Consider the following 12521-nt stretch of genomic DNA (forward strand, 5'->3'; position numbering starts at 1 on the left):
AGGCTATGGACACTCTTCTCAGTTCGCTTGCTTGGGGACGTCAGCCTTTGGATAGTGCTGTTTCAGTTGAAGAAATACGGTTTTCTTGCTTGAATTGTCTTTTTTCTATTCCCGGTAGTTGACCGAACAGGATCCAAGCAAATGGTAGGAAACGGGAGATGGTAGACACGACGAGCCAAGAGCAAAGAAGTGCAAAGAAAAAACCTCCAGCGTACCACACATGAATAAGCTGCGGAGAACCGATATGTGGTGAAAACTGCCGATACAGAAGCAGGAAAAACGGATGAATCAGATACACACCAAAAGACAGTGTGCCCAGACGTTCCAGCTTGCGAGTGACAAAGGAATGTTGTCGTCTATACATTAAAAAGGAAATCTGTAGTATTACCAGCGTGCTAGACAGGCTGTACATATTATACATAAGTTCGAAAACTAGCGAATTATACGAGATTCCGTACATTCTATTTTCGCACCACATATAGACATGCATGGTGGCTGAAATCAGCCATAAAGCCCAAATTGTGATCCATGTCAGCACTCCGGCAACACTTCGTTGCCCCTTACGCATCAGAAACCACGTTTTCAGCTGTGGGTAGTAATAACCTAGAGCAGCACCCAGCATGTAACAGGCTACATAAGACAGTGCCCAACTGCCCTTATTTTGCACCTGAAATAGAAATTTATTGCCAATTACAAATGACCACTGTAGCAACAGCCCAAGGACAATAGACCATTGTGGAAGTTGCCGATATCGCTGGAACAGCCACAGTACGAATGGAAATGCAAGATAGAATTGTATCATGATAAAAATATAATATAAATGGGTATACGCTTTGCCTGTCGCCAGCTTCAGAGCAAAGCTTTTCGCAAGTGTGGCTATATTCCATGGTTCGGAGCTGCTAGCCATAAGAGACAGGAAGAAATAAAATAGGGAGAACATGACGTAAGGTAAGAGAATATACAGCAATCTCTGCTTATAAAAGCGACTTAAGAACTGTCGTCCCATTGGACGATCCTTGTAGTTGTAGAACAGTACCATGCTGCTAAGCGCGATAAATACGGGGGTTCCATACTTCATCAACACATTGAGCGCATTGTATACAACATATAGGCTGGAATTTGTAAGCTGAACCGTTGCATAAGAAGTGGCATGTACCATCAAGACGGCTAAAATCGCCATGGCTCTGACCAACTGCAATTCGGGAATTTTTTCTTTGGTCGTAGGCTTCATAAGCTTCATTTCCTTTCAGGAGTGAACTGTATCTTGTTGAACTCTTTCTATTAAAAGATAAAGTTCTTAACAACCCTAAAGGGAACGGCTTAAGAAACGCTTATGAACTTCTTAACTTTTGTTAAGAATTGAGGATTTTGCAAAAATCCTGAATTAAGAAAAGAACTTCCATAGCCTCAAAATGAGTGGTATGGAAGTTCTTTTTTATACTCATGATTATTCGTTATTTGCAACGTTTGATAGGTGCGCGTCTAATTTGTCCACGAATAGCACCATTCGGATGACGGATCGTGTGGACATTGACGTAGGCATTACCCTCTCTAATTTGGCACACCAAATCATAAATGGTTCTGCCTCTGAGTGGACCGGTAAGATCACATGCACGGAGCACGCCGCTAACGACGCCTCTTCTAACGGTTATTCCAAACTTCGAAGGACCAAACAGTGTAGCAACAACAGGGCCATTTTCACCTCTTCGTCCCAGATGAATATGCGCTTCGGTTACCCGTGAGATATTGCGTACAGTCAGTTCAAAGCTTAATTGTTGGCTCGTTGGACGGTAACGAAATTCGGCTGTTCCTGTCGCATTTGTTCTGACAGGAGGCACTTCATTAGCCCCCCTTAAGGTGGCTCTAAACTTATTAGACATGACATCCCTCCTTTCTCAGTGTTGGTTTAGTGTATTCACAGGGCTAGAGAAGGGGCTGCACATTAGCCTATTCATCAGAAGTTGTGTGTTTTACAAGTTATTCAGTCCAAGCACAAAACAAACTTTTTCATAGTCTATGAGTATCTGATAGAGAGAGGAGGAGAAACCATGGGAACATTTATTGATGGGAGAACATCCCAAAATGCTTCGACAGCCAACTCTATTGCCATTCCGATCACTCTTATAAATACGCCTCAATTGTTCGGGCAGATCGGGTTAAACACACTGGGAGCTACAGGTACGCCACGGGTTTTGCTTAAAGGAACTATATCGCTTCAACTTCCGCTTGCTTTAGTCGGAATAACGATCACTATTGTAAGAGGTACCCTGGTTACTGACCCTGTTGTTTATTCGGCCACGTCAACTTTTAGTTTGAGTTTGTTGGCTCCACAGGTTATTGCATTCTCAGCCGATGACTTTAACCCGCCGATTACGGAACAATTGGTGTACACTGCTTTTGTTTCAGCTAACCTGCTGGGTACAATACGTGTAGGTCCAGAGAGCTTTGACGGAATTTTGGTTGCGGATTAATGTAGTAATTTTGATATGACGAAATATCGCTTCATGAGGCTTCGCAGATGTAACTGCGAAGCTTTTTTGTGTACAAGACAAGTTTCAAGCTTAACGATTAAACTACTTTTCTTTTGCATAAGAATTACACAGGCATAACCCTGCAACAATGGGTAGAATTTTATGTATGCGCTTACAGTAAATGTCCATTGCTTCGTACAATTAAAAATCTGGAGGAGGAATGAAGAATGGTGTGGAAAAAAGGATTGACTCATATGCTTTTAGCAGCTTTTTTATGTGGTGCAACAGGTGTGGGCATAGCTCTCCCGGCCCAGGCATCCGCTGGCGAGTACAAGTTTGATTTTGGCGGAGGTACGGTCGAAACGGGTTATACCGGAGTGAGCGCTTCGCTGTCTTATGACTTAGCACGTGGCTATGGCTTTCGTACCCCTGAGAATATGCGTAATGTCAGTGCTTCGGGGACTGGAGTGGCAAGTGATGCGGTACGTTTCCTGGTTACAGGTACGAAAAGCGAGAATACTTTTGATGTTGATCTTCCTCCTGGTTTGTATGAGGTGTCGGTTACTTTAGGAGATACCTCTCGTTCGAGTATTGCAGCTGAAGGGGTGTATCAGGTCATAAATATGACAGGGAATGGGGCCAAGGATCGCTTTCAAATTCCAGTAACAGACGGACAACTAAATCTGCTGGTTACTGAAGGCAAAGAGGGGGCGGTCTTCACACTCAGTGCAATGGAAATCAGGCAATTATCTAGCAATCCGGTTACGAATCGAACAATTTATATCGGTGGGGATTCTACGGTATGTAACTATTATCCGCTGGATAGCAGCGTGCAGGCGGGATGGGGTCAACTGCTGCCAGAGTTTGTGAACACGAATACTTTTCAAATTCGCAATATGGCGTCAGGAGGCCAAATTGCTAGAGGCTTCCATCAGGACGGTCAGTTGGAGGCCATCGTCCAATATATTAAGCCGGGGGATTATTTTATTCTCCAATTGGGCATTAATGACACCAATCCAAAGCATAACGAAAGCGAAGCAGAGTTTAAGGACTGGATGCGGGATATGATCCGGCAGGCGAAGGCTAAGGGGGCGACGGTAATCCTGTCAACTCCGCAAGGACGAGCCACTGACTTTAATGCTAACAATGTACACAACGCAGAAAATAGATGGTATAGAAGTGCTATTTTGGCGCTGGCTCAAGAGGAACAAACGCCTTTAGTCGACCTGAATGTTCTTAGCTCCGCTTATTTTACTTCTATTGGTAAAGTCGCTACACTGGCTTTGTACATGAACGGTGATACACTCCATCCAAACTATGAAGGTGCAAGGGAACTGGCACGATTGGTAGCACAGGATTTAAAAAGGCAGGGTCTGAGCGGATTCTAAATTTTAACGATGGGTTTTCCCCTGTTTCTTACATTTGTAGGAGCAGGGGTTTTTAGCATCTGTTCAGGGTGCTATAATTATTGAAAAAGCAATAGTAATACGGAGGAATTAGAACATGCAGCCTTTCACTGCCCGTGTGCTTCAAATTATACTGTTGATCCCTGAGGGAAAAGTAATGACTTACGGTCAAATTGCGGCAGAGGCCGGAAGCCCAAGAGGTGCCAGACAGGTGGTGCGGATTTTGCATACATTGAGCCAAAAACACCGGCTTCCTTGGCATAGAGTAGTCAACCGTTTGGGGGAGATTGCTTTGCAGGAGGATGAGTCCGCATCCCTGCAGCGTCTGTATTTGGAGGAGGAAGGCATACGGTTTAATGAAAACGGGCGCATTCCACTGGATCAATATCTCTATGATCCGCAGGCAGAGATGGAAGAATAGGCGCGGAACAAGCTATGCGGTTTTATATTAAATTTGATCGTCATAAAGAACCGGGACAAGTCAATTAACGATTTGTCCCGGTCTTTTTCATCTAGCATACGAAGCAGATAACTAGAGGTAATCTGTTATTTATAGCATAAGATTCATTTGTCATTTTATCCGATAAGATGCTGCTGATCCCGTTGGGCAAGGTGAAAAGAAATGCTGTTCATCAGTGGTATATCGTTATTTTTCCGGGCTTCCCGGATGAGTTGTTTCTTTTTTTGATCTGATTCACGTAAAAAGCGGGTCATCCACAAATCAGACGGTTCGTTAGTGGTTGTCATACGAGATTCTTTTATCATCTATTAACCCTCCCAGTGAGCGGCTGTTATTCTTTCTCTAGTATATGTTCCAAACCTTAATAGATGCTGTTGGTTTCCTTAAAATTAGCTGAAAATTAGGTAAAGTTAAGGTAAAAATAGGTTGAATCCATATCTGATTGGACGAAAAGTAGTATAAAGCGAGTAATCTGGAAGTAAAGGTTACAAAAATGTATTGTATTGACACCTTGTACCAACACAAACCTGAAAGTACAATTAGAATGCAAGAGTTTGTGGAAATTTATGTCGAAAAAAACGGAAAAGATTCGAAGAATGCACCGAAAGGGGAGAGATTCATCTATGAAGCAAAAAGCGGCTGCCGTGCTGCTTGTATTGTCATTATCATCAGGCTTGGCCTCCACTGTACAGGCTGAGAGTTTATCAGGAAATGTAGCATCAAGTACGTCAGTTAAACCTTCTGCTGCGGCTCCATCGAAGACATCATCCATAACGGGTCAGGCTTTACCTACATTGACACTCAAGCAGGCCGCGGAATGGGCACAGACGAACAGTTACAATACACGTACCGCCGAACGGGACGTAGAGCGCCGCAGAATGGAACTGAAAAATGCAGAAAAGGACCTGGGCAATTCACCTGTCGATTTTATAGACAATGAGTATGTTGATGATGAAACGTCATGGAGAAATTACAGTTCCTCGACGCTATCTTATTTAGCCAGCAAAAAGCAGGCGCAGTTCGCCAAAGACCAGATTTATTTTAATGTGATGAAAAGCTATCAAAGTGTGTTCGTGGCAGAGAATCAGGTGAAAAATGATCTAGAAGCGCTTGAAATCGCCCAAGCGGAGGAAAAGATTGCACTTGCCAAATTTGCGCGCGGAAAGCTGTCTGAGCATGCGAAAAACGAGAGTACACAGGCCAGAAGCCAAGCTCAGCAAACCGTAGAGCAGGGGAAAATTGCGTTGCAAAAATCCAGGGATGCCCTGAACTTCCTCATGGGACAGCCTAATGGAACAGCTTATGAATTGGTCGATCGACCCGTGTACAAGGAACCGAAGAAGCTGGATATCGAATTACATATACAACAGCTGACAGACATGAATCCAAATTTATGGAAGCTGGAGGATAGCATCAAAACTTCGGAGCTTAATGTGAGATATTTCGATTTTAACAATGGTGCTGGTGCTTATGATCTAGCTAAAATGGATGTCGATACGGCTAAGGAGGAACTCGACAAAGGTCAAAAGGATTTTGCCGAATCTCTCCGTAATTTGTATGCCACAGTTAAGGAAAATCAAAAGAAATACGTACAACTGGAAGAAAGCTTGCGTACAGCAAAAGAGGCCTTGGAATTATCACGCAAAAAGTGGGCCAGAGGTCTAATTATTGAGATGGAATTGAAAAATAATCAGTTGAAAGTGAACCAGATTGAACGGCAAATGGAAGAGCTTGCGATCGAGTTGGATCAAAATGAGTATACGTTGAACAAGCCATGGAGCACATAGGGAGGAAACGGCATTGGCAGAAACGGTTTTAAATGACGCTTTAATCAAGTTACGGAGAAAACGGAGAAAAAAGTGGATCTGGACTGCAATTGTTCTACTGGTTGTCGGTGGAGGCGGAGCAGCAGTATACCTAAATTTGCCCAAAGAACAGGCGGCACCGTTGGTTCAGGATGAGAAGCTTAAAGTAGAACGCGGCGATGTGAGCGAGAAGCTGGATACGTCCGGTACCGTACAGGCTTCCAAGGAAGTGAAGTTGAATTTTACAAGCGCAGGCGAAAATAAGCTGGCAGCGGTGAACGTGAAGGCCGGAGACAAAGTGAAGAAAGGACAAGTCCTGGCTCTTCTGGACAGTTCTGAAATTAAAATGCAAATTCAGAGTGCGTCTGATACTTTGGAAATATCTAAAGCCAAGCTGGCTGAATTGGAGAAAGGTCCGAAGGCTGAGGACATTGAAATTCAGAAAACAAATGTACTTCGGGCCAAAATGGCTATCGATACAGCGCAAGAATCATTTGAGCTGGAAGAAGCCGAAAGTCAGAAGAAAACTTCCCAAAAGCAGTTGGAACAGGCGCGAAAGGCATATGAAGACCAAAAGTTTTTACATGATGCCGGGGCGGTGTCCAACAGTGAATTGGAGCAGGCAGAGCAAGCACTGGATAAAGCACAGACGGACTATGATGGTCTGGATCTGCAGTTCCGCAAAATCATGTCACAAAAACGTCGCACCATTTCAGAGGCTGAAATCGGATATCGTACGGCAATGGCAGAGCTTCGCAAAATTCAGGTTCCGGCTGATGCATCCAATATTCAAGCCTCACGGATAGAGGTTCGAAGACAGGCGACGGAACTGGAGCAGAAGAAAAATGAATTGAACAAGCTTCAGGTTACAGCACCTTGGGACGGGGTAATCTTGAAGGTGAACGGGGATGTGGGGACCAGTCCGACAGCTCCATTCATTGTCATGAATAACTCGGATTCCAACGACCTTAAGGTGGTTGTGAAGGTAAGTCAGACCGACATTGTCAAAGTAAAGAAGGGTCTTTCAGCCGTGTTGACTACCAATGCCTATCCGGGTGAATCATTTCCAGGGAAGGTGCAATTCGTGTCACCGGAAGCCTCTACGGATGAAGGGATGACGACGTATCTGATGGAACTGTCTGTTCATGACCCGAAAGGCAAGCTCAAAACGGGCATGATTATGAATGTGGCCGTTATTTTGGGAGTACACAAAAATGTACTGTTCGTACCTGCGACTGCGCTGAGATCCGAAGGGGGACAGGATGGCGTGTATGTTTCCGCTAATAATGCTGCAAATCCAGGGGCGCGCACTTTCAAGCCCGTAGAACTCGGATTTTATACGCCAGATCGAGTCGAACTCAAGTCAGGTGTAAAGGAGGGTGACACGCTTATTGTGCCTGCTCCTGAACCTCCGCCGGACCCTTCCGCTATGGGCGGCATGCAGGGAGGCTTTTAAACGGGTATGAGATACGTCATTCAGATTGAGGATTTGAAAAAAGTGTACCATGTCGGAGATCAGGAAATTCATGCTCTGCGTGAGGTTCAACTTGATATTGCTGACGGTGATTTTGTTGCGATTATGGGACCGTCTGGATCAGGCAAGTCCACGATGATGAATGTTATCGGCTGTCTGGATTTACCTACGTCAGGACAATTTTATTTGGACGGCTATTCGATCTTAGATGCCCGTGAGGATGAACTGGCTATTATACGTAATCAGAAAATCGGATTTGTATTTCAAAAATTTCATTTGCTCCCGCGATCAACGGCTCTGGAGAATGTGGAACTGCCTATGATTTATGCAGGTATTCCTGTCAAGGAGCGTCGTTTGCGGGCAATGGAAGCCCTCACTAGCGTAGGTCTAGGCGATCGGATGAACAATAGGCCGAACGAATTGTCAGGCGGTCAGCAGCAGCGGGTATCCATTGCCCGCGCACTTGTGAACAATCCGGTCATTCTCTTGGCGGATGAACCTACAGGCGCATTGGACTCCAAAACAAGTGTTGAAATAATGGGGATTTTTCAGCGTCTGAATGATCAGGGGAAAACGGTTGTATTGGTTACTCATGATCAAGAGGTTGCGGAATACGCCAAGCGTCTGATTCATTTTCGAGATGGGCGGATTGAAGAGGATCAGCCTGTTGGGAAACGAAGAATGGCGGCAGAGGAAGTGAAGGCATGAAGTTTAAGGAAATTATCCGTGTATCACTCAACAGTTTGCGAACCAATATGCTGCGATCTTTGCTGACCATGGTGGGCATTATTATCGGAGTGGCCGCTGTGATTATGATTGTAGCCATCGGTAAAGGATCAACGGCTACGATTACATCTCAGATCAACAGTATGGGAAATAATCTGCTGATGATCTATCCTTATGCTCCATATGATGGCTCTAGTTCCATGTCGTTCAATCAGACGAAAGGAATATCTCTAAAAGATATCGATGCGCTAGAGCAGCAAAAAGCAGTAGCAGAGGTAGCACCAAGTGCTATGACCAATGCAGATATTACGTGGAGTCGCAATAAGGTCAGCGGACAAATTGAGGGGACTTCACTGGCATTCGTTCATGTGAGAAAGCTGTCACTAGCTCAAGGCAGGTCGTTTACCCACTATGAAGTGGATAAACAAATGAATGTGGCCGTGCTTGGGAGTGATGCGGCCCGTAATATTTTTGGTCCGGATGCCTCCAGAGCGGTCGGTGAGACGATCATGATCAAACAGCTTCCTTTTAAGGTGGTCGGTGTGCTGGCAAATTCCAATTCCAATATGAGTAACAGCGGTCAGCAGGTATATGTACCGATTACAACGGGGATGGAACGGCTAGGCAATATGAGTATTCAGCAGGTGAACGCCTCTGCAACATCAGAGGAGAAGATTGATCAGGCAAGTGCAGAAATTCGGCAGGTGCTTCGTGTCAGACATGAGCTAAAGCCATCAGAGGGCGATGACTTTCAGATCATGACCCAGACGGAAATCTTAAAAACAGTGTCCGGGGTTGATCGGATTATGAATATGCTGCTGGCCGGTGTAGCTGCAATTGCGCTTGGCGTTGGAGGTGTCGGCATTATGAATATTATGCTGGTGTCCGTCACGGAACGTACGAGGGAGATCGGGATTCGTAAAGCGATTGGTGCGCAACGTAGTGATATTATGCTGCAGTTTGTGGCTGAGGCTGTTTTTCTCAGTCTGATGGGTGGACTAGTTGGCGTAATGGTGGGTCTCGGAGGTGCAAAACTGCTTGAGAAATTCGTCCAAATGCCGATTGTGTATTCGATAGAGCCCGTGCTTTACTCTTTTCTGTGCTGTATGGCAGTCGGAGTGTTGTTCGGAGTATATCCGGCGCGGAAGGCGTCTAAGCTGCGTCCAATTGATGCTTTAAGATACGAATAAGAGAGCGGGTACTTCGCCTTACTCGAAAGAGCAGGGTGTAAAGTGCCCGTTTTTTTGTGTTGAATAAGTGTTTTAAATGATAAAAAGACATGAATAACCACTTTAATTTTATATATGTGATGTTTTATATGCTTTTTAAGGTTGATTTATTGTTATATATGACGTATTATATTCAATATTAGATCGCAAGAAAAAAAGGAGGGACGTTCATCATCGACCTTACGGCAAGACAAGTAGAAATTTTAAACATCGTACAAAAGCATGCCCCAATTACCGGGGATCAGATTGCGGAAATGCTTAATCTCAGTAAGGCGACCATTCGGACCGACCTATCCAAATTGGGTATTCTGAATTACATAGATGCAAAGCCCAAGGTCGGATATTTTGTTGGAAAGCGGGGCACGCCGAACCGGGAGGAAAAATTCCGGCTATTGCAAATGAAGGTGGGCGATCTTCACGGGGTTCCAGTCATCGTACGTGAAACAACAACGATTCAGGAAGCTGTTGTAGCTCTCTTTTTGGAAAATGTGAGCAATTTGATCGTTACCGATGAAGACGGAGATTTGGCAGGGGTAGCTTCCCGCAAGGATTTACTTAAGGTAACGTTAGGGAATCCCAATGCAGCAACCATTCCTGTCAGCCTAGTGATGACCCGACAGGCGAATGTTGTCACCGTTTCCCCAGAGGATACGGTATTAGAGGCAGCGCGCAAAATTATTGCCCGTCAAATCGACAGTCTGCCTGTCGTCGTCCCTTCCGACTCCGACAAGCCAGGAGAGCACTGGAAAGTCGTGGGACGTATTACAAAAACAAATATTATTAAAATGTTGCTCGATATGGTAGCAGAGGATTAATGGGAGGAATCGAATGGTTCAGGCGAGCAGTCATTTTATAGCGATCTGTTCAGACTCGATTGGCGAGACGGCAGAAGCTGTCGTACAGGCGACCATGCGCCAATTTGAGTTACCGGACACAGAGATCAAAAGATTTATGAACGTGAGGGATGAAGACGAACTGAGCCGGGTGATGGAGGAAGTTGCCGAGCGTAGAGGCTTTGTAGCTTATACGCTGGTACAGCCGGAATTGAGAGAGGCGATGAAAGAAGAGGCTGTCCGGCTGAATGTGCGGGCTGTCGACATTATGGGACCAATGATGCAGGCGTTTGCCGATACGTTCCATAACGATCCCAAAGAGAAGCCTGGTCTGCTGCACCGACTGGACGACAACTATTTTCGGCGTGTAGAGGCCTTGGATTTTGCGGTTCAATACGATGATGGCAAAGATGTGAGCGCCATTCTCAAAGCGGATATTGTATTGCTTGGAGTATCCCGTATTTCCAAAACCCCTTTATCCATGTTTCTCGCGCATAAAGGTTATAAAACGGTCAACATACCGGTTGTACCGGAGCTGACACCGCCTGTTCAGTTAAAGGATGTTCAGCATAGTCGAGTGTTCGGATTAACGATCGAGCCAGAGTTACTGTTGAAAATACGCAGTGAGCGACTAAAGGTTATGGGGCTTCCTAATAATGTGCAGTATGCTACAGCGACGAGAGTGGAAGAGGAAATAGCGTATGCGCAGTCTTTGTTTAAAGAGCTGAATTGTCCGGTTATTGATGTTACAGATAAGGCGATTGAAGAGACGGCAGGTTTAATTATCAGAATGTTATAGAGCCTAGTAGCTGCTCATATAACTAAAAATTAAAATCGTAGGATACAGGAGTTTAATAGATAATTAGAAAGATTGCAGCAAAGCTGCCCTAAATATATTCATTTGCTTAAGGGTAATAATTATTTTAGGAGAGGTGGAGGGATAGGTATGGAGAGTCAAATGGCATTGGAATTCGTTCGGGTAACAGAGGCAGCGGCACTGCAATCAGCACAATGGACAGGGCGTGGAGATAAGAATAGCGCAGACGAGGCGGCTACGGTAGCCATCCGCACTCATTTTAATGCGGTATCCATGGACGGCACGGTCGTCATTGGCGAAGGCGAAATGGATGAGGCTCCCATGCTGTATATCGGGGAAAGAGTAGGCAATCGCAGAGGACCGGCTATGGACATCGCTGTCGATCCACTGGAAGGAACCGAAACGGTGGCAAATGGTTTGAATAACGCTCTGTCGGTCATTGCTGCTGCACCTCGTGGTAGTCTACTCCACGCTCCGGATATGTACATGCAAAAAATGGCCGTTGGCCCGGCGCTGGCTGGAAAGCTGTCACTTGAGGACCCAATCCCGACCACATTGTCAAAAGCTGCACGAGCACTCGGTAAATCCTTGCCTGATCTTACCGTGTCCATTCTGGATCGTACACGGCACGCCGGGATTATCAAGCTTCTGCGGGAAAGCGGAGTTCGTATCAAATTGCTAGGCCATGGGGATGTGATGGGCGCGATTGAAACATGCCTGGATAGCGGTGTAGACTTGCATATCGGTTCTGGTGGCGCTCCTGAGGGTGTATTGGCCGCTGCAGCGCTGAAATGCATGGGCGGAGAAATACAGGGCCGTTTGTTGCCTCATGGTGAAGAAGAGATTGAGCGTTGCAAACGTATGGGCATTACTGATCCTGGCGCGTTGCTATCTATGGATGATATGGTCGGACGGCAAGGCGTGATGTTTGTGGCTACAGGTGTAACACCTGGAGAGTGGTTGCAGGGGGTTCGTTCTCTTCCCGGCCACAGAGCGGAAACTCATTCAGTCGTAATGCACTCGGATACAAAAACGATTCGCTTCGTGCGGAGTATCCATCATACAGCTGATTCTTCCGGTACGCTTGCGGTAGCGGCATCTTCTTGAACATTGAAGTCATGGCTTATAGTTCAATAAAACAGCGGTATCTAGGACTTATCCAAGGATACCGCTGTTTTTCATATTTTAGGGTCAATCTAACTGTCATAGAACAGATGAAGTTATCAACTCCATGGAATAAGAATCGAGTATACCTCACTTTTATTGAGTGACGTAAACATAATTATCTTTGTCATGCATC

General features: G+C 45.4%; 13 protein-coding genes. 10 read left to right on the plus strand and 3 right to left on the minus strand.

Annotation, left to right across the window (positions count from 1 at the left end):
* Positions 1–40: 40 nt before the first annotated feature.
* Both NSQ57_RS11220 and NSQ57_RS11225 read right to left on the minus strand, forming a co-directional pair.
* Positions 41–1231 carry an acyltransferase gene (locus NSQ57_RS11220; RefSeq protein ID WP_029518443.1) on the minus strand — a complete coding sequence of 397 codons (1191 nt, stop codon included), beginning with the start codon at positions 1229–1231 and terminating at the stop codon, positions 41–43.
* Between the two features lie 223 nt (positions 1232–1454).
* Positions 1455–1880 carry a CHRD domain-containing protein gene (locus tag NSQ57_RS11225; RefSeq protein ID WP_023988435.1) on the minus strand — a complete coding sequence of 142 codons (426 nt, stop codon included), beginning with the start codon at positions 1878–1880 and terminating at the stop codon, positions 1455–1457.
* Between the two features lie 168 nt (positions 1881–2048).
* Here NSQ57_RS11225 and NSQ57_RS11230 point away from each other — a divergent pair, with 168 nt between their 5' ends.
* The 3 genes from NSQ57_RS11230 (at position 2049) to NSQ57_RS11240 (ending at position 4298) form a co-directional block, all read left to right on the plus strand.
* The gene (locus tag NSQ57_RS11230; RefSeq protein ID WP_029518442.1) at positions 2049–2471 is read left to right on the plus strand and encodes a hypothetical protein; all 423 of its coding nucleotides are present in this window, start codon (positions 2049–2051) and stop codon (positions 2469–2471) included.
* 227 nt (positions 2472–2698) lie between these two features.
* Positions 2699–3859, plus strand: coding sequence for a GDSL-type esterase/lipase family protein (locus tag NSQ57_RS11235; protein ID WP_029518441.1), 1161 nt, complete (start codon positions 2699–2701; stop codon positions 3857–3859).
* Between the two features lie 115 nt (positions 3860–3974).
* Complete coding sequence (locus tag NSQ57_RS11240) at positions 3975–4298, plus strand: MGMT family protein (protein ID WP_029518440.1); 324 nt, start codon at positions 3975–3977, stop codon at positions 4296–4298.
* Positions 4299–4453: 155 nt separating this feature from the next.
* On the opposite strand, the gene NSQ57_RS11245 is transcribed toward NSQ57_RS11240, so the two are convergent.
* Complete coding sequence (locus NSQ57_RS11245; protein WP_019687137.1) at positions 4454–4642, minus strand: hypothetical protein; 189 nt, start codon at positions 4640–4642, stop codon at positions 4454–4456.
* A 318-nt stretch (positions 4643–4960) separates the two neighbouring features.
* Between NSQ57_RS11245 and NSQ57_RS11250 the strand changes: the two genes are divergently transcribed.
* From NSQ57_RS11250 to glpX, 7 genes are all read left to right on the plus strand, one after another.
* A complete protein-coding gene (locus NSQ57_RS11250; RefSeq protein ID WP_029518439.1) occupies positions 4961–6124 on the plus strand; it encodes a TolC family protein in 1164 nt (387 codons plus the stop codon).
* A 13-nt stretch (positions 6125–6137) separates the two neighbouring features.
* Positions 6138–7598, plus strand: a complete 1461-nt coding sequence (locus NSQ57_RS11255; protein WP_029518438.1) for an efflux RND transporter periplasmic adaptor subunit — start codon at positions 6138–6140, stop codon at positions 7596–7598.
* A 6-nt stretch (positions 7599–7604) separates the two neighbouring features.
* Positions 7605–8324, plus strand: coding sequence for an ABC transporter ATP-binding protein (locus NSQ57_RS11260; RefSeq protein WP_029518437.1), 720 nt, complete (start codon positions 7605–7607; stop codon positions 8322–8324).
* Entirely contained in the window at positions 8321–9532 is a 1212-nt protein-coding gene (locus NSQ57_RS11265) for an ABC transporter permease (RefSeq protein ID WP_029518436.1), read from the plus strand. Before NSQ57_RS11260 ends, NSQ57_RS11265 begins: the two co-directional genes overlap by 4 nt.
* Positions 9533–9771: 239 nt before the next feature.
* Positions 9772–10386, plus strand: coding sequence for a helix-turn-helix transcriptional regulator (locus tag NSQ57_RS11270; protein ID WP_223822107.1), 615 nt, complete (start codon positions 9772–9774; stop codon positions 10384–10386).
* A gap of 13 nt (positions 10387–10399) precedes the next feature.
* The gene (locus NSQ57_RS11275) at positions 10400–11203 is read left to right on the plus strand and encodes a pyruvate, water dikinase regulatory protein (RefSeq protein ID WP_342426030.1); all 804 of its coding nucleotides are present in this window, start codon (positions 10400–10402) and stop codon (positions 11201–11203) included.
* A 147-nt stretch (positions 11204–11350) separates the two neighbouring features.
* Entirely contained in the window at positions 11351–12328 is a 978-nt protein-coding gene (gene glpX / locus NSQ57_RS11280; RefSeq protein ID WP_029518434.1) for a class II fructose-bisphosphatase, read from the plus strand.
* Positions 12329–12521 lie beyond the last annotated feature (193 nt).

Origin of the sequence: Paenibacillus sp. FSL L8-0502, assembly GCF_038593055.1 — a bacterium.
Classification (GTDB): domain Bacteria; phylum Bacillota; class Bacilli; order Paenibacillales; family Paenibacillaceae; genus Paenibacillus; species Paenibacillus polymyxa_D.

Coding starts and splice junctions, on each gene's coding strand:
- NSQ57_RS11220 (WP_029518443.1), bottom strand. CDS start 1,231: ATGAAGCCTACGACCAAAGAAAAAATTCCCGAATTGCAGTTGGTCAGA.
- NSQ57_RS11225 (WP_023988435.1), bottom strand. CDS start 1,880: ATGTCTAATAAGTTTAGAGCCACCTTAAGGGGGGCTAATGAAGTGCCT.
- NSQ57_RS11230 (WP_029518442.1), top strand. CDS start 2,049: ATGGGAACATTTATTGATGGGAGAACATCCCAAAATGCTTCGACAGCC.
- NSQ57_RS11235 (WP_029518441.1), top strand. CDS start 2,699: ATGGTGTGGAAAAAAGGATTGACTCATATGCTTTTAGCAGCTTTTTTA.
- NSQ57_RS11240 (WP_029518440.1), top strand. CDS start 3,975: ATGCAGCCTTTCACTGCCCGTGTGCTTCAAATTATACTGTTGATCCCT.
- NSQ57_RS11245 (WP_019687137.1), bottom strand. CDS start 4,642: ATGATAAAAGAATCTCGTATGACAACCACTAACGAACCGTCTGATTTG.
- NSQ57_RS11250 (WP_029518439.1), top strand. CDS start 4,961: ATGAAGCAAAAAGCGGCTGCCGTGCTGCTTGTATTGTCATTATCATCA.
- NSQ57_RS11260 (WP_029518437.1), top strand. CDS start 7,605: ATGAGATACGTCATTCAGATTGAGGATTTGAAAAAAGTGTACCATGTC.
- NSQ57_RS11265 (WP_029518436.1), top strand. CDS start 8,321: ATGAAGTTTAAGGAAATTATCCGTGTATCACTCAACAGTTTGCGAACC.
- NSQ57_RS11275 (WP_342426030.1), top strand. CDS start 10,400: ATGGTTCAGGCGAGCAGTCATTTTATAGCGATCTGTTCAGACTCGATT.
- glpX (WP_029518434.1), top strand. CDS start 11,351: ATGGAGAGTCAAATGGCATTGGAATTCGTTCGGGTAACAGAGGCAGCG.